This window comes from Rhizobium deserti, assembly GCF_004358025.1.
GTDB classification, from domain to species: domain Bacteria; phylum Pseudomonadota; class Alphaproteobacteria; order Rhizobiales; family Rhizobiaceae; genus Neorhizobium; species Neorhizobium deserti.
In genome coordinates, this window is sequence record NZ_SMTL01000007.1 from 89,760 (window position 1) to 104,870 (window position 15,111).

Below are 15,111 nucleotides of genomic sequence, written 5' to 3' on the forward strand. Positions count from 1 at the left end.
GCTTTGAAGCGATAGAAGCAATCGTTGAAAACTGCAGCCGCCGATACAGATTATCATTGTCGTACCGTGGTTGTGGAAGGCTGCAGGTCTTAAGTCTCGCCACCGTGTCCACCAGCGCAAGGGAGCAGTGCATGGATTTTGACCTGCCGATTATAGCGACAGCACTTGGCCTTTACCTGGCGGGGGTGGTGAGTCCTGGCCCCAACTTCGCTCTGGTTTCAAGGATGGCTGTGTCCGGCGCGAAGCAAAGCGCAATCGGAGCTACGTTAGGTTTGGCTTCAGCTTCCACCCTTTACGCCGTCCTGACGATGACGGGGCTTGCTTTGCTCCTGACGCAAATCGGCTGGCTCTCTGCGGCCCTCCAGATAGCCGGGGGCTGCTATCTTATCTATCTGGGGCTGAAGGCATGGGTGAATGGAGATTCCGGCACTTATGGTGATACCTCTCGCGGCGTCGGAAGCTTTTGGTCAGGTCTTCAGAGCGGCACTATTGTCAATCTCGCAAATCCCAAGTGCATCGCCTTTTTCGTCAGCCTCTATGCGGTTGCTATTCCAGCCAGTGCCACACTTTCTACCAAGCTTGCCATTCTGGCAGGTGGCTTCCTGTTGGAGATCATCTGGTACGGCCTGGTCATTACTTTGCTTTCCACCGCTCCAGCCCGCTCAGCCTTCAAACGATTTGGGAGGTGGATTGAACGCGCAGTCGGTACGCTTTTGGCGGGGTTCGGCCTTCGCTTGATAGCCGAGAAGCTCTGATCCCACGCGTCAGGAATCCTTGCGTTTTCATCTTGAGGAAGTCGAGACGACATGATGCGAACAGTTACCACCGGCACTCTTGAAATTGCTTACCTCGAATCCGGCGCAGCAGATGGATGGCCGGTGGTGCTTTCGCACGGCTTCCCTTACGATCCTCACGCTTACGATGAGGTTGCCCCTCACTTGGCGGAAGCGGGAGCGAGGGTCATCGTCCCCTACCTGCGCGGCTTCGGCCCGACACGTTTTCGGTCGGCCACATCCATGCGCAGCGGCCAGCAGGCTGCTCTGGGCAAGGACGTCATCGACCTCCTGGACGCACTGGGCATTCAACGCGCAATCCTCGCAGGATATGACTGGGGCGGTCTCGCTTCATGCGTAGCCACGGCGCTATGGCCCGAACGTGTGGCTGGTCTCGTTTCCTACGCAGGTTACGACATCATCGATGTGAAGCGACTTGGTCACAGCTTCCCTCCAAGTCTGGAACACGCTGCCTGGTACCAACATCTGTTTCAGCACGAGCGCGGCCGTGAGTGCCTAACCCTTCATAGACGTGATCTGTGCCGTATACTCTGGCAGCAGTGGTCGCCGACATGGGCATTCGACGACGAGACTTTCGAGCGGACAGCGGCCTCCTTCGACAACCCGGATTTCGTGGATGTGGTGGTCCATTCCTATCGCTTTGACTTCGGCCTTGCAGCGGGCGATCCTGCTCTGGCGGAGCTAGAGGCAAGGTTGGCGGAAAAGCCACCTATCACCGTTCCTGCTATCACGCTCGACGGAACCCAAGACCCGCTGAAGCCGGGCGGCACGGCAGACCATGCGAAGATGTTCAAGGCCCGGCATGAGCATCGTGTCGTCGAATGCGGGCACAGTTTTCCTTGGGAGGCTCCAGAGGAATTCGCCGACGCTGTTATGACTGTACGAGCGTGGACGCTTGGCCGAGAAAAATAGCCGCGTTCACCCTGGATTGGGATGACGGCCAGGGCAGAGAGGCGTCTACCGCTTTGCGCCAATAGGAGACGTGCTCCACGCGTTGTGAGGTCCTTAAAGTGCGAGAAGCGCAGCTGTGAACGCTTCCGGGTCCTCTTGGGGAACATTGTGGCCCACCCCGCAGACGATCCGCCGCTCAAAGGCTGCGGTATACTGTCCGCGGTCGGTATCACTGAGCAATGGAGGGTTCAACGTATCATCGTTACCCTGCAGGACGATAGTTGGCACGGCTATCTTTGGCCGATCGGCGGCTAGAGCTTCTATCCGCTCGTATAGAGGATCACCAGGAACACCGCCAAGGCGGTGACGGTATGAGTGACATACGACGGCAACAAAATCCGGATTGTCGAAAGATGCCAACGTCCTCTCGTAGGTGGCAGTGTCGAACCTCCAGGTCGGAGACCAGGTCGACCAGATGTGGCGGCAAAAGGCGCGTCTGTTTTCGAGCAAGCCGACACGCCCACGTTCGGTGTTCAGATAATAGACGTACCAGAGCTTCTGTTCCTCCTCGGGCGGCGCTGATCGCAACGCGTTGCTAATGCTCTGAATATTGTAGAGCCGGCCGCAACTAACGAGGCCCTTCACTCTTTCTGGCCAGAGTGCAGCAACGATCGATGCAGCCCTGCCTCCCCAATCGTAGCCTCCCAGCAAAGAGGTGGGGATGGCCATGGCGTCCATAAACGCAAGCAGATCGGCTGCGAGTGCTCCTTGCTGCCCGGAGCGAAAAGTTTGATCGCTCAGAAAGCGCGTTGGCCCATACCCCCGCAAAAATGGGGCCAGGCAACGAAAACCTCGCGCTGAAAGTGAAGACATCACCTGGTCGTACGCGTGGGCGTCGTATGGAAACCCATGAAGCAGAATGACAGGTTCGCCGTTAGGAGGCCCTACTTCAAGATATCCAATCTCAAGAACGTCGGTCTTTACAAATTTCAAAGCTGATCTCCGGCCATGTTATATTTTGGTCCGCTAGAGGCCGAAAGGCGACGTTGGCGAGTCTACGCTAACAGCGCACGTTGGTCCGTAGCGACGGTCGCTAAGCATGAACGTGCCAGCGTAACGTCTGTATTGCGACCTGCCCACCCATGCCCGGCATCTACAACATGCAGCGAAACAACAGCACCAGCCTTCTTTAGTTGTTGAGTAAGAACGGCTGCATCGTCGTGGCGGCGGCGCTCGTCGTGCTTTCCAGCAACGATCAGAATGGGTTTCGCTGGCATCCCTGGAAACCTGAAATTTGACGAGAGCGGTTCAGGGCGCAGAAGAACCGCACCTGCGAACCTCTCGGGAACGATTGAGAGTAGTGCTTCAGCAAATATTGCACCGCTGGAATATCCCACTACCATGACCTCACCAGATGCAGGTAGATGCGCAGCGAAACCCATTTCGTCGCTAGGTCCACGACTTCGGCAGCAGCAATACTGCGATCAGAGCGGCGTCTGAAGAAGGTGAACCCATCTGCCTGTGCAAACTGACCACGAGGAGCGTTCAAACGGGCCTGAGGTGCAACCTCGTGGCAAAATTTTACCAAGTCGGCTTCGTCTCGGCCTGCCCCATGAAGTGCCAGAAGTGTCAGCATGTTTTTGTTTCCGATAGGTAGCTGCCCTCTATCCCATCACTCGACAACATTCCGATGAAGGCTTCAGGCCGACTGCCGTCATGGCACAAAAACGCCGAACGGACGTTGCACCGACCCTTGCGGACTGGTACCGCTTCTCAAGCATTGCAGGAAAGAATTCGATGAATCCCGAGAGAAAGCAGCACAACGCAGCATGTCACTGTGGGACGGTGAGGTTTCGAGTTCAGCTAACAGATGAATTTAGCACTATCCGTCGGTGTTCCTGCTCGTATTGCCGAATGCGTGGTGCAGTTGCTGCCTCCGCGCAACTCGAAGGCATTGAGTTTATAGAGGGTGTAGTTAATCTCACGCTCTACCAGTTCAACACGGGGACAGCGAAGCACTATTTCTGTAAAACTTGCGGCATCTACACTCATCATCAACGCCGCTCGAACCCGAGCCAATTTGGAATCAACGTCGCTTGTATTGAGGGAATTAGCCCCTTCGATTTCCCCGAGGTGACTGTTATGGATGGGGTTGCGCATCCGTCAGACACCGCTGCTGGGCCAAGGGTGGCGGGCGTCCTGAAATTCCAAGCAATGATTTGATTCAAGCAGCTCAGTCGTTTTTTGTATTAAACACGGTGCATTTAGGTTGCAACGGCTAATGGCCGGTTTGGGCCCGAAAGGCGTCTTCCCCTTCGCGCCAGGCTTGGATGTCTCAAACCTGCACTAATTCACAATGCTCGTTGTACCGGGAGAATGTTCGTGGCTGAAACCGAGTTCATTCTTTCTCTGGACCGATTGCTCGACTTCATTAAAGAACATTTATTGGGGTGTCTTATTGCCAAAGATGGGCCTCAGCCTGTCTCACGAGCGCCTGACAACGAGTTGCTCAGCGAGTTAAGCCTGCAATCCCAGCAACTTTTCATCAAGCATCCAGTCTTCGCGGCGGATGATTTCATTTTCAAACCGCACAAATACGCCGAGAACGAACAGGTTTTCCGAGTGGATCAGTTTACTGGTGCTGGTCATCTTAAGATGCTAACGCTCCCTCTGCCTGGCTTAACGAGCCAAATGTTTCGTGTCGCGGTTTCTTATCAAAGCTTTTTTGTCCTCCGGGAAGCGCACATTTCTCCCTCGACCGAACTCAGAAAATTTTATACGTCGTCGGTCGCCACCGCGAAGAGAGGAACTAGACGACTGGAATTGTCGCCCGGACGAGGCATGTGGTTTCAGCAGGAGCTATTGAATCGTCATCCTGATCTTCTTGGAACTGTGAGAGCATCGTTTCGCCGCTCGTAAGGCCAAGGCGCAATGTCCGCAATGGGCCGAGGCTGTGTAAAAACGCAACCCTGATATAGAATCATCTTCGTCGACCGGAGGTGGCAATGTCAGGCTATATCGAAGGCATCAGTCGTGATCAGGTTACGCTGTTTCCAGACTGCCTTGGGGATTGGATCGACGAAGATCACCTTGCTCGGGTGATCGAGGCATTTGTAGACGCGATGGATTTGTCGGGCGCGGGGTACGGCTCCGCGCCAGAACAGTTCATGGAACAGTTTCTTCCTGTGTTATCGAGGCGTACGGTCCCATTCCAATTCGAACTCTTTGTCGGTGATCCAGCTAGCTAGGAACTGCGGGTCAGAATTTATTTCCTCGATTGGCGGTGTCGGGCAGTATGCAAGCCATGTGTGCTCATCTTCAAGTTCACGGTCTGCACGCTGGCGACGGCCGTCCCGATAGACATGAACCTTCCGCATCTCCATTTCCTGCTCGTCAAGCTCCATAAACAGCTCGATAGGGTCATTTGGAAACGAATGTACCCAGATAACTTTTAGGTACTTCATTTGGCTGCCTTCATTGCTTTACCCGTCAGCGTCGGCTGGTTGTAGGGAGGCTTCAGTCTGTAAGGTCCAGCGATCAATATGACGCTGATGCGCCAAGAGGAGACATGGGCTTCTGCTACACGAGGCGGAGCATCATGTCGTAACGGTCGAGCCCGGCAGTGAAGCCGTTCGGCGTGATGTTGACCACCCTGAAGCCATGTCGCTCATAGAAGGGACTGGTATGTTGACTTGTCGCGAGCACCACCTCCGCGACCTCTGCTGAGGACCGAGCCAGCTTCAATCTCTCAATTGTCAGGCGAGTGCCGAGACCCTGTCGGTGCCAAACCGGGTCCACCATACCCCAACAAAGAGATGCTGTTCTCGGGTCTGGACCGATGCTCAGGCCACCACACGCGACGATGCAATCACTGAGCGTAAGAACGAGATAAAGGTTCGTGGAGGAGCCGATGCTATCAAGGAATTGCGCAAACTCGACACGCTCATCCGGTGAGAAGAACTTTGGAACATTACCGTCGAAGATCGACAAGCATGCATTGTAGTCGTCATTGCGAAAGGGTCGGGTGGCGATCTGGTCCATATTCGAGTTATAGCACCTACGACCTGTTTTAATCACCTCATGGCGGCTTCGGGCCAATAGGCGTCTTCCGCTTTGCGCCAATGGGAGACATTGAAGCGGTCGCGAAACTCCCTATTCTGATGTGCTGCAGGGTGCGGAATAGTGTCGTTTCAGTGGTAATTTTTGCGTCGTTAAATCAGGCCCGGGTTCGCGGCTTATTCTGAAATCGACCTGCAACCGTTATGTCATGGAGGTATATATGTCGGATAATTCCGGCCTAGTTGGAGACTTAGTGGCCGTGATCATGAATTCCAGCGAAATCGAGCAGCAGAATTGGGAAGAATTCTCCCTGGTGATTGCCTACGACGACGACGGTGTAAGCGAGACCTACGGCTATTCCTACGATACCAACGGGGAATGGGAGGCCATCGCCGTTCGTCCCCGTCTCGTTCGCCAGGAAGCCGGCGCTTACCGGGATTGGCTGAAGCAGGAAAATGATAAGGCGTTCATCAAGATGCTCCTCCAGTTCAATCGTTCGAATAACGGGTTCAACGTCGATCTCGAGTATGAAAATCCCGCGCGCTGGAGCGTGACGCCTTCTAATCTCGGTGAAATGACCAAAGAACTGCGCCCACAGCTGAGAAGTTAAGGATGTGGATGTCTGCCGATCACCCTGTTGACTCAAGAGGTGAATGCGCGGTCGGCAAGACCCGAAATCTAAGGAGCTTCATGAGGTCCTTCAGCAGCGACACGAGCGAAACCGTTGTGATTATAAAGCTTGACGAGTTGATCCGCCGTCTCCGCGATGACGGAAAAGATATTTCTGCGATCGGCCAATTTTTTGATGTGGGCGAATGGTTGATCGCATTCGAAGGCATCGAAAACGCCTTTTCAGAAACTCCCATCGATGATGAGACTGGGGACAAAATCCAGTGGCTTAAGGCATACTTCGCAAATCTGGGCTCATAAACTTTAACCTACCTGCTGAAAGTTTGAAGATTTGTGATATCGGTACACCGATCTTTGATCGGGACGATGGGCAGTTAATTTTTATCTGGTGTTGCGACACAACTATCAACTTTCCTTCCGAATGTTCATAGCAATGAAGCGATATGCGATGCTTGGGCAAAGGTAGGGCAAGTGATAGTCTCCGTGCTTTAAGCATCGGCCCGCTCTCCTATGAACGGTAGCTGCTCGTCCGCTTTGGGCCGACAGCCGACATAGTGCCTATTGGAAATTACGAGACTTCACCTTCAGAGTGTCGATATGGAGGTCAGGGATATAGATGTCCCTCGCCTGCACCGCCGGCTTCGGCCGATCCCTGGAATCCGGCGATCCCGCGGACCCTGTCGCGAACTCGTCGCCACGTCCCTTTTGCAGCGGGAACGCCCCGCCTCGTTCGCCGAGGCTGCCGAGGTCGCCCGAGAAGTCGAACAGGCGTTGGGCGACGAGGTGAACGACATCGCCTTCCTTCTGGATTTTACCGTTAACCCCGAGCATGGAAGCCGACAGGACCACGCGTCTCTGGCGTTCGAAGAGCGACGGCCAGATTACGACGTTGACGACACCCGTCTCGTCCTCGATCGTCGCGAACATGACCCCCTTGGCGCTGCCCGGCTTCTGGCGCACCAGAACGATGCCCGCCGTCCAAAGCCACTTGCCGTCATGCTGGCTCGCGGCCTCCGCGCAGGTGACGATGTTCTTCCTCCTCAGGTCCTCCCGCAGGAAGCTCATCGGGTGATCGCGTAGGGTTAGCCCCATGTGCCCGTAGTCCTCGACGACTTGCCTGCCTTCGACCATAGGAACCAAAGACACCTCGGGTTCGACCATTTCCGGGATTACCTCGGCTTCGCGCTCGGCGGCCGCCGCGAACAGTGGTAGCGGGTCGTCCCGCAGGGCCTTGAGTGCCCAAAGAGCGTCACGGCGCTCGAGCTTCAGATACGGCCTGAAGGCATCCGCCTCGGCCAACTGGACTAGGCCCTCCGTCGACACTCCCGATCTGCGCCAAACGTCGTCGGCGGAAACGAACGGCTGATCGGCACGGGCGACGACGATCCGGGCGGCATCGCGCAGGGCCAGTCCTTTCACCATCCGCATTCCAAGACGGACCGCGTGTCGCCCTGTACCAGGGATGGGCTCCATCGTGCAGTCCCAGCGGCTGGCGTTGATGCAGACGGGGCGAACTTCGACACCATGCGCGCGTGCATCCGCCACGATCTGCGCGGGCGCGTAGAAACCCATTGGCTGCGAGTTCAGCAAGGCGGTGCAGAATGCATCGGGGAAATGACACTTCACGTAGCAGGACGCATAGGCGATGAGGGCGAACGAGGCTGCATGGCTCTCGGGGAAGCCATAGCTCCCGAAGCCTTCCAGCTGCGAGAACGTCTTCTCCGCGAATTCTTCGGTGTACCCGTTGCGGACCATGCCGTCGACGAGCTTCGTCTTGAAGCGAGAGACCCCGCCCGTGAACTTGAAGGTCGCCATGGACTTCCGTAGCTGGTCCGCCTCGCCAGCGGTAAACCCCGCGCAGACCATGGCGACCTTCATCGCGGATTCCTGGAAGAGCGGGACCCCGAGAGTTTTGCCGAGGACGGCCTCGAGTTCGGGCGTCGGGTACTCGACCTTCTCCTTGCCCTCCCGTCTGCGTAGATACGGGTGAACCATGTCGCCCTGGATGGGTCCCGGCCTGACGATGGCCACCTGGATGACGAGGTCATAAAAGGTCCGCGGCTTCAGGCGTGGCAGCATCGCCATCTGTGCCCTGCTCTCGACCTGGAACGTCCCGAGCGTGTCGGCCTTCCTGATCATCGCGTAGGTCGGACCGTCCTCCTGCTTAACGCTCGCGAGGTCCAGCGGGTCGTTCTTGTGTTCCTTGATCAGCGCGAAGGCCTTCGACATGCACGTCAGCATGCCGAGAGCGAGGATGTCGACCTTCATCATCTTCAGCGCCTCGACGTCGTCTTTGTCCCACTCGATAATCTGGCGATTGTCCATGGCGGCCGGTTCGATTGGCACCAGCTCGTCAAGGCGGTCATTCGTGAGGACGAACCCACCCGGATGCTGAGACAGATGCCGTGGCGCGCCCATGAGCTGCTGTGCCAGCTCCAGCGCCAGTCGGAGTCTTCGGTCACCGAGGTTCAGGTTGTTGTCCTTGACCTCCTTTTCGGACACGCCCTCCTTGCTCCAGCCCCAGACTCCGGAAGACAGCTGTCGGATCATGTCCTCTGGCAGTCCCAGCGCCTTGCCGACGTCACGCAGTGCACCCTTGGCGCGGTAGCGGGTGACGGCCGAACACAGGGCGGCTTTCGTCCTCCCGTAGGTGTCGTAAATCCACTGGATCACCTCTTCCCGGCGCTCGTGCTCGAAATCCACGTCGATGTCCGGCGGCTCCGCCCGCTCCTGGCTGACGAACCGTTCGAACAGGAGGTCGTTGGTCTCTGGATCGATGCTGGTGACACCCAAGACGTAGCAGACGGCGGAGTTAGCCGCCGACCCGCGGCCCTGGCACAGGATGCCCTTCGACCTCGCGAAACGGACGATGTTGAACACCGTCAAGAAATACGGCGCATACTTCATCGTCTCGATGAGCTGGAGCTCGTGCCGGATAGTCTTCGCAACCGTCTCCGGCAGACCTTCTGGATAACGTTCCGCCGCGCCTTCCCATGTCAGCTTCTCGAGCGTCGCCTGTACACTCAGGCCGGGGATGATCGCTTCCTCGGGATACTGGTACTCGAGCTCGATCAGCGAGAACGTGCAGCGCTTCGCGATCTCGAGTGTCCTGTTCAAAGCCTCTGGGTAGGCTTCGAACAGGCGGTGCATTTCACGAGCGTGCTTGAGATACCGATCGGCATGGCGCTCGCGGTTGAACCCGATGTCGTCGATCGTCTTGTTGTGGCGGATGCAGGTGACGATGTCCTGAAGCTGCCGACGGCCAGGCTCGTGGAAAAGGGCGTCGTTCGTGACGACAGTTCGGACGCGGTGCCTGACGGCCATGTTCGAAAGATTGTGGATACGGAGCTTGTCGTTCGGCCGCCGGCGTAGGCAAAGACTGAGGTAAGCCCGGTCACCGAAGACCTCGGACATCTTGCGGAGCTGGATCGCACAGGCCTCGTCAGCCTCGTCCGGGATCAGGATGCCGATCAGGCCCTCGGCGTAGAGGGCGACATCGCTGAAGTCGAGGATGCACTTGGCTTTGCCGCCACGGCTTTTCCCGAGCGACAGGAGACGGCACAGCCGGGCGTAGGCTGGCCTGTCGGTCGGATAGACCAGGATCGGCATGCCGTCGGTCAGATCGAGACGGCATCCGACGATCAGGCGCACCCCCGTCGCCTTCGAGGCTTCCCATGCACGGACGATCCCGGAAAGCGAATTCCTGTCAACGATGCCGAGTGCCTCGATCCCGAGTTCGGCCGCCGTGACGAACAGCTCGTCGGCGCTGGACGCTCCTCTGAGGAAAGAAAAGTGGGTGGTTGTCTGGAGTTCGACGTATCTCATCCGAAGATTCCGTGAATGAACCAGCGGTGCGAACCGGTCGTCGTGTCCACGCCGTCGCCTGCCCGGTAGACCCAGAAGCGCTCGCCGCCCTCGTCTTCGACGACGTAGTAGTCGCGGACGGCATGAAGTTCGGCATCGCGTAACCACCATTCCCCGAACACGCGCTCGGGGCCGTCGCCGCGGACGATGCGCCTCCGCTTGCCGCGCCAGGTCATCGTCCGGGGCGGGCTATCGGGAAGCACGTTCATAACCTCGATCTCTTCGGGCTTCGCGAACAGCCTGCTCGGGCGCGGCCAGTTCGTGGGCCAGTCGATGCCCGTCTCCTTCGACATCGGCCCGACACGCCTGAAGCTCCGCTCGGGAACGTCGCTGGAAACCGGGGCGATCCGGTAGATGCGCTGCCCGCGGTTACCGAGGACATCGACAAGCGGCGTCACGTCCACGACCGTTTCCTCGATCAGGGACGACGACTGCTGCTTCTCTTCCAACGGCTCGGCCCAGACCGCCACCAGCGAAAGCTTTTCGATGCCGAAGCCGGGGTCGATCTTCTCGATCCTGTCGGTCAGCAATCGTGTCAGGCGCTTGTCGTCACGGACAGGCTTGGCGAGACCTGCGCGGACCGCTTGAATCGTGTTGTCGACGCGGTGGACGATCAGGTCGGCGCGGCGAACCCCGAGGCCGCGGGTCTCGAGTTCGGCGCAAAGCTGGACGACAAGACGGCCCACGTATTTCGCGATGGTCTCGGCGGCTCCGATCGGCTCCGAGAAGGGTCGGCTCACCCCGACGATCTCGAGCGAGCGGATGGGATCGATGGGTTCGGCGACACGGCCGAACAGCTGGTCCAGCCGCCTGCCGACCTCCGGGCCGAACCGCAGGGTCAACGGCGCTCTGGGCATTGCTGACAGCTGCCCCACGGTGTCGATGCCGAGGACCCGTAGGCCGTTGATCGTTTCGGGCGCAAGCCGCAGACAGACGATAGGAAGTCCTAGAACGGCCTTCGCCGTCCCGGCCACGGGAACGACCGTCCACTCGGCGGAAGTGAGCCTGGCGATCGCGTGCGCCGCGCCCCAGGTGTCCGCCACGGCGGCCCGCGCCGTCACTCCGACCCCACGGAGGCGATTGACCATTCCCGACAGCATAAGTTCTTCGCCGCCTTGCAGGTGATCCGCGCCTTCGGTGTCCAGCACGAGGCCGTCCGCACCGTCCATCGCGACGACGGGGCTGTACTGCCTGAGCATCCACAGCGCCATCTTGTCGAGGGCGGCCAGATCGCCGACCGGGTCAGCGTCGTACATGGCGAGATCGGCGACCAGCGCCTGGGCCTTGCTCGCGGGCATCCCGACGCGGAGGCCCAGCTTGCGCGCGGCGTCGTCTGCGGCGCAGACGGTCCGCTTGGAGCCTGACCTCGAAATCACGACCATCGGCTTCTCAGGAGGCGGTGTGCCATCGGCCCCTGCTTTCCTGATCCTGTCCGTAGGCCATCGGGGGAAATAAAGAGAGATGACCCTTGCCATCACATGCTCCAACGCAAAACTCTGCACACTCGCCCGCACGCGATCTCATCAACTCCGCCAGCCATCTCGGCCTCCCCACGCCCCCGACCGGAAGGTCTTCCGAAGGCAGCTGGCTTATTCGCCATCTGGTCACCGACGCGGTTGGCTGGCCGTAGTCGTTCGCTTCCGTCTGCCGTCGCCAGCGCCTGAGCGCGAGACCCATCGTTCCCGACTTCTCGGCGGCCAGCTGGAGTCGCCGCGACGTCACCATCGGCAGCCTGACGATCTCACCGACGACAGCACCGAGGCCACCGAAGGCCAGACCCTCCTCGAAGGAGGCAAGGACATCCTCTTCCTTGTCCGCCTCGACGTAGATGACGCGGTCGGGATGAAGGCCCGCCTGTGAGATCGCGGGGGCGAAGAGGTCGGGCCTGCTCAGACACCAGAGGATTTTCCCCTTCGTCCGCGCCGCGATCCCTGCGACCATCAGTGCAGCGGCCGAGCCGTCCACCGTTCCCGCGCCGCCGCCTGCGAACTCGTGGAGCGCGCCGAAAGCCAGACCGCCGCCCGGCAGCTTCGCGTCGATCTCGGCAACGCCGAAAGGAAGACACTCCGCCTTCCTGGCCGAACCGCCTTCGAGTTTCGCGATCTGCTCCCGCAGCTCGTCTATGATGCCTGAAGGCCGGGCATGCGTTCTCATTCACGGACCTCCTCGGCTCGCGGTGGACGGGGTTTCATATCCCTCAAAACAGTTGACGTTCTTCTTCTGTTCCGCGGAACAGGAAGAGTCAAGGCGCCCAAGATCGGCTTTTTAGTCGCCGCTTATGATCGATATCTGGAAAACCGAACCGAATCAGGACTCTAACGCATCGCGCTAAGTGACCGGCTCGATTATCTTTTTTTGAAGCACCAGTAGAACCATGATTCTGGCCGCACGTTGCGCTTTCTCGGAGGCTCGAGCCTGGTCACCCACAGCAGCCAACTACATTGGGAGTATCGCAACATGTCATCCTCTGAATGGGCCAACGATCAAACTCTATTCGCCTCTCTCACTGGCGGGCAAGCAGTCATAGACTGGTTCGGCTTCTGTCCAAGATTCCATGATGCATCTCTGGAGCGACTGGAAGTCGTAAATGGCAATGTCCTCTTGGCGATCCACGCATTCCGGATGACCGACGAACTCGATCAGCATCGCCGCTTCATTTGCGACCGCCATGCCATTGTAACGCTCAAGATGATCGGAGTGTCCGGTATTAGGCTCCACGGTAGTGCCGTTTCGATCATTTTTGATCTTAAAATCCGTCGGCTTCCCGCCGACGAAGCAGCGTCAAATTGGGAGACGTGTGCGGCGCCCGTCAAAGGCGATATTGAGCTAACATTTGATACGTCCATGGGGCTCTATGGCGAGATATACACGAAGGAGCTGGAGTTTGAGCTCCAACCGATGCCCGAATAGCATCCCACAGAGCTATGGCGTGTGTTCGAACGGATTTCTCAGACACTAAAGATGGCTGACAAGGTGTGAGCGACACACATGGGATACTTTCATGGAGGAAGCGAAAGCAGACGATCCCCGTGAAACGGTCGTGGGGCAGGCATGGTACTACTTCTGATGCCAGACCTTTTGGAGGCGCTTGATGGCTACGGCGGCGGTCTAAACATTGAGCACGTCAGGGGCATCCAGGTATTCGGCCTCTAGGCTGCTTGGTACGTTGATTGAATGTTCAGTGCGCTCCCTCACCCCGGTGCCATAGGCGGCGCCGTGCGCGGCTAGAGGCGGGCTTCATCGTACAGACTTGAGGAAGCGGACCAATCGTCAGCCAGCCCATCTCACAAATACTGAGTCGGCGCTCAAATGGCTGCCTCGGGCCGAGAGGTGTCCTCCGCTTCGCGCTAATAGGAGACATTAATGGAGCTTCGAAAGTGACGGGACTGCTCATTACAGACCTCCCGGCGAACTATCGTGGCGGCATCTTCCACTTCGAGGACTCGGCATTGGAGCGTTCCTCTGGTTTTGTCGGTATCATCCCTGCCTTCTCGGGTGTCCAGTCGGGGTCTTCGAGCCAATAGCGGAGTGGCAAAGGCTTCGTTACATCACCGGACTCGAATATGCGACGTGGGTAGATGAGATCACCATACCCGCGCATCTCCTGGGTACTATCGACTGTCACCTGCAGCAGATAGGTCCGACTTTGTTCCGCAGGTTTGGGATTAGGATCAAACTTGAATATGAAGCTTTCCTGTTTGGGAGCCAGACCGTAATCTCGCAGATTCATCTGTAGTATGTTGCCGCTCGGAGATTTCATGTCCGCGAAAGAACTTTTCCCGCCGGCGTCGAAATCCTCGACCTGGGATGGAACTTTGATAGCCAAGGTGGGCTGCCAACCTTTTGCTTCCAGTTGTGTAAGCAAACCGACGATATATTCGCGCATCTCGTCCAATAGACGAGGCTGCGCAAAGGGCCGCAACGCAACGCCACTGATGCGCCCTGCTTCCTGAGAAACATGCAATGTTCGCCCCGGCGGTAGCTCAAAGCTCTGCTCTGCATCAAGGACGTGAAGAGCAATCCAGTGATCGGTGAATTGGATAGGCATCCAATCACCGATATCATTCGCATCAACCACGTATTCTTGTGCCTTCCACGGACCTACTTGCAGATGATTACGTTCAATGAACTCTCTGACCGTCATCCCCATCCTGACCTCGATCATCCGAGGTTCGCCAGCAGCGGGATTATTGCGTTGGACTGTAGGATTAACCACGTAAAAGAGGCAAATTAGTAGAACCACAGATATCAGAAGCTTTTTAACCAATAGCTCACCATCTCCAGCCGTGTTGGGAGGAAATTCTTTCCATCGAATTCATTTGGTTGCCTCCACGTTTCATGCCGAACTACATGGCGGTTGCCGCATCCCGCATTGGGCGGATGGCGTAGGCCTTTCGTTCATGGGCGAGGCCAGATCGCGATGTCTATGACATCCGGCTCGATCGGCACGCTGTCGTCCCTGCTGCCCTGGAATTCCATCCAGCTGATCCGCATGGCGCACTCGACGGTATCCACGAAGAAGACCGGACCATTCGGCAGAGGGTCCGGCATCGAGGGGCTGGAGATCGCGAAGGTCTTCGACGGGAAACGGACTTCAACCGTCTCCTCGTGCGTCCAGGGCTTGTCGCTCATCGGTTCCACTAAAGGGTGACTTGGCTCCTGGTCGTAGATCGCGATCCGGATGTGCTGTTGCAGGCACGACTGCGTGTATATGGTGATACCCGATGGCATGACGAACAGGCACCTCGCCTCCATCTCCGGCGTGATCTCCACGGGAGCCTCGAAAGCCTTGTCGTTCCTGTCCATGAGATAGAACTGGCCGTAGTCGGACTGCCAGGCCATCGTCGTCCAGCCTTTCGGCGATGCGGCCATT

General features: G+C 57.8%; 18 protein-coding genes. 8 read left to right on the forward strand and 10 right to left on the reverse strand.

Annotated features, from left to right (window positions below):
* The first annotated feature begins 131 nt into the window (after positions 1-131).
* Together E2F50_RS20185 and E2F50_RS20190 are read left to right on the forward strand one after the other, a co-directional pair.
* Positions 132-755, forward strand: coding sequence for a LysE family translocator (locus E2F50_RS20185; protein WP_133317981.1), 624 nt, complete (start codon positions 132-134; stop codon positions 753-755).
* Positions 756-809: 54 nt separating this feature from the next.
* Entirely contained in the window at positions 810-1,706 is an 897-nt protein-coding gene (locus tag E2F50_RS20190; RefSeq protein ID WP_133318098.1) for an alpha/beta fold hydrolase, read from the forward strand.
* Positions 1,707-1,799: 93 nt separating this feature from the next.
* On the opposite strand, the gene E2F50_RS20195 is transcribed toward E2F50_RS20190, so the two are convergent.
* From E2F50_RS20195 to E2F50_RS23030, 3 genes are all read right to left on the reverse strand, one after another.
* The gene (locus tag E2F50_RS20195) at positions 1,800-2,678 is read right to left on the reverse strand and encodes an alpha/beta fold hydrolase (RefSeq protein ID WP_133317982.1); all 879 of its coding nucleotides are present in this window, start codon (positions 2,676-2,678) and stop codon (positions 1,800-1,802) included.
* 62 nt (positions 2,679-2,740) lie between these two features.
* Positions 2,741-3,127, reverse strand: a complete 387-nt coding sequence (locus tag E2F50_RS23725; RefSeq protein ID WP_133317983.1) for an alpha/beta hydrolase — start codon at positions 3,125-3,127, stop codon at positions 2,741-2,743.
* Entirely contained in the window at positions 3,082-3,321 is a 240-nt protein-coding gene (locus E2F50_RS23030) for an alpha/beta hydrolase (RefSeq protein ID WP_161974276.1), read from the reverse strand. Before E2F50_RS23030 ends, E2F50_RS23725 begins: the two co-directional genes overlap by 46 nt.
* Before the next feature lie 161 nt (positions 3,322-3,482).
* On the opposite strand from E2F50_RS23030, the gene E2F50_RS20205 reads away from it, so the two are divergent.
* From E2F50_RS20205 to E2F50_RS20215, 3 genes are all read left to right on the forward strand, one after another.
* Positions 3,483-3,908 (forward strand): GFA family protein, encoded by a 426-nt coding sequence (locus tag E2F50_RS20205; RefSeq protein WP_133318099.1) that lies wholly within the window; start codon positions 3,483-3,485, stop codon positions 3,906-3,908.
* Between the two features lie 159 nt (positions 3,909-4,067).
* Positions 4,068-4,604: a hypothetical protein gene (locus E2F50_RS20210; protein ID WP_133317984.1), complete on the forward strand. Its 537-nt coding sequence runs from the start codon at positions 4,068-4,070 to the stop codon at positions 4,602-4,604.
* 86 nt (positions 4,605-4,690) lie between these two features.
* The gene (locus E2F50_RS20215; protein WP_133317985.1) at positions 4,691-4,933 is read left to right on the forward strand and encodes a hypothetical protein; all 243 of its coding nucleotides are present in this window, start codon (positions 4,691-4,693) and stop codon (positions 4,931-4,933) included.
* On the opposite strand, the gene E2F50_RS23730 is transcribed toward E2F50_RS20215, so the two are convergent.
* Together E2F50_RS23730 and E2F50_RS20220 are read right to left on the reverse strand one after the other, a co-directional pair.
* Positions 4,874-5,149, reverse strand: coding sequence for a DUF6881 domain-containing protein (locus E2F50_RS23730; protein ID WP_425375409.1), 276 nt, complete (start codon positions 5,147-5,149; stop codon positions 4,874-4,876). The two genes, E2F50_RS20215 and E2F50_RS23730, sit on opposite strands and share 60 nt — an antisense overlap.
* Positions 5,150-5,264: 115 nt before the next feature.
* Positions 5,265-5,726 carry a GNAT family N-acetyltransferase gene (locus E2F50_RS20220; protein ID WP_133317986.1) on the reverse strand — a complete coding sequence of 154 codons (462 nt, stop codon included), beginning with the start codon at positions 5,724-5,726 and terminating at the stop codon, positions 5,265-5,267.
* Between the two features lie 238 nt (positions 5,727-5,964).
* Here E2F50_RS20220 and E2F50_RS20225 point away from each other — a divergent pair, with 238 nt between their 5' ends.
* Positions 5,965-6,354 (forward strand): hypothetical protein, encoded by a 390-nt coding sequence (locus E2F50_RS20225; RefSeq protein WP_133317987.1) that lies wholly within the window; start codon positions 5,965-5,967, stop codon positions 6,352-6,354.
* An 80-nt stretch (positions 6,355-6,434) separates the two neighbouring features.
* Positions 6,435-6,674, forward strand: a complete 240-nt coding sequence (locus E2F50_RS20230; protein WP_133317988.1) for a hypothetical protein — start codon at positions 6,435-6,437, stop codon at positions 6,672-6,674.
* Between the two features lie 258 nt (positions 6,675-6,932).
* Here the strand turns inward: E2F50_RS20230 and E2F50_RS20235 are convergent, their stop codons facing one another.
* The 3 genes from E2F50_RS20235 to E2F50_RS20245 are packed head-to-tail and all read right to left on the reverse strand — an operon-like array spanning position 6,933 to position 12,392.
* Positions 6,933-10,199 carry an error-prone DNA polymerase gene (locus tag E2F50_RS20235; protein WP_133317989.1) on the reverse strand — a complete coding sequence of 1,089 codons (3,267 nt, stop codon included), beginning with the start codon at positions 10,197-10,199 and terminating at the stop codon, positions 6,933-6,935.
* Complete coding sequence (locus tag E2F50_RS20240; RefSeq protein WP_133317990.1) at positions 10,196-11,713, reverse strand: Y-family DNA polymerase; 1,518 nt, start codon at positions 11,711-11,713, stop codon at positions 10,196-10,198. Before E2F50_RS20240 ends, E2F50_RS20235 begins: the two co-directional genes overlap by 4 nt.
* Positions 11,628-12,392 carry an ImuA family protein gene (locus E2F50_RS20245; protein ID WP_133317991.1) on the reverse strand — a complete coding sequence of 255 codons (765 nt, stop codon included), beginning with the start codon at positions 12,390-12,392 and terminating at the stop codon, positions 11,628-11,630. Before E2F50_RS20245 ends, E2F50_RS20240 begins: the two co-directional genes overlap by 86 nt.
* Positions 12,393-12,695: 303 nt before the next feature.
* Between E2F50_RS20245 and E2F50_RS20250 the strand changes: the two genes are divergently transcribed.
* Positions 12,696-13,148: a hypothetical protein gene (locus E2F50_RS20250; RefSeq protein ID WP_133317992.1), complete on the forward strand. Its 453-nt coding sequence runs from the start codon at positions 12,696-12,698 to the stop codon at positions 13,146-13,148.
* Between the two features lie 502 nt (positions 13,149-13,650).
* Here E2F50_RS20250 and E2F50_RS20255 read toward each other — a convergent pair.
* Together E2F50_RS20255 and E2F50_RS20260 are read right to left on the reverse strand one after the other, a co-directional pair.
* On the reverse strand, positions 13,651-14,403 hold the full coding sequence (locus tag E2F50_RS20255) for a hypothetical protein (RefSeq protein WP_133317993.1): 753 nt from the start codon (positions 14,401-14,403) through the stop codon (positions 13,651-13,653).
* A gap of 233 nt (positions 14,404-14,636) precedes the next feature.
* Positions 14,637-15,110, reverse strand: coding sequence for a hypothetical protein (locus E2F50_RS20260; protein ID WP_133317994.1), 474 nt, complete (start codon positions 15,108-15,110; stop codon positions 14,637-14,639).
* Between the last annotated feature and the right edge of the window lies 1 nt (position 15,111).

What these genes read in the sequence shown, in the direction of transcription:
- E2F50_RS20185 (WP_133317981.1), top strand. Translation starts at nt 132, where the DNA reads ATGGATTTTGACCTGCCGATTATAGCGACAGCACTTGGCCTTTACCTG.
- E2F50_RS20190 (WP_133318098.1), top strand. Translation starts at nt 810, where the DNA reads ATGCGAACAGTTACCACCGGCACTCTTGAAATTGCTTACCTCGAATCC.
- E2F50_RS23725 (WP_133317983.1), bottom strand. Translation starts at nt 3,127, where the DNA reads ATGGGTTTCGCTGCGCATCTACCTGCATCTGGTGAGGTCATGGTAGTG.
- E2F50_RS23030 (WP_161974276.1), bottom strand. Translation starts at nt 3,321, where the DNA reads ATGCTGACACTTCTGGCACTTCATGGGGCAGGCCGAGACGAAGCCGAC.
- E2F50_RS20205 (WP_133318099.1), top strand. Translation starts at nt 3,483, where the DNA reads ATGAATCCCGAGAGAAAGCAGCACAACGCAGCATGTCACTGTGGGACG.
- E2F50_RS20215 (WP_133317985.1), top strand. Translation starts at nt 4,691, where the DNA reads ATGTCAGGCTATATCGAAGGCATCAGTCGTGATCAGGTTACGCTGTTT.
- E2F50_RS23730 (WP_425375409.1), bottom strand. Translation starts at nt 5,149, where the DNA reads ATGAAGTACCTAAAAGTTATCTGGGTACATTCGTTTCCAAATGACCCT.
- E2F50_RS20220 (WP_133317986.1), bottom strand. Translation starts at nt 5,726, where the DNA reads ATGGACCAGATCGCCACCCGACCCTTTCGCAATGACGACTACAATGCA.
- E2F50_RS20225 (WP_133317987.1), top strand. Translation starts at nt 5,965, where the DNA reads ATGTCGGATAATTCCGGCCTAGTTGGAGACTTAGTGGCCGTGATCATG.
- E2F50_RS20230 (WP_133317988.1), top strand. Translation starts at nt 6,435, where the DNA reads ATGAGGTCCTTCAGCAGCGACACGAGCGAAACCGTTGTGATTATAAAG.
- E2F50_RS20235 (WP_133317989.1), bottom strand. Translation starts at nt 10,199, where the DNA reads ATGAGATACGTCGAACTCCAGACAACCACCCACTTTTCTTTCCTCAGA.
- E2F50_RS20240 (WP_133317990.1), bottom strand. Translation starts at nt 11,713, where the DNA reads ATGGCAAGGGTCATCTCTCTTTATTTCCCCCGATGGCCTACGGACAGG.
- E2F50_RS20245 (WP_133317991.1), bottom strand. Translation starts at nt 12,392, where the DNA reads ATGAGAACGCATGCCCGGCCTTCAGGCATCATAGACGAGCTGCGGGAG.
- E2F50_RS20250 (WP_133317992.1), top strand. Translation starts at nt 12,696, where the DNA reads ATGTCATCCTCTGAATGGGCCAACGATCAAACTCTATTCGCCTCTCTC.
- E2F50_RS20255 (WP_133317993.1), bottom strand. Translation starts at nt 14,403, where the DNA reads ATGATCGAGGTCAGGATGGGGATGACGGTCAGAGAGTTCATTGAACGT.
- E2F50_RS20260 (WP_133317994.1), bottom strand. Translation starts at nt 15,110, where the DNA reads ATGGCCGCATCGCCGAAAGGCTGGACGACGATGGCCTGGCAGTCCGAC.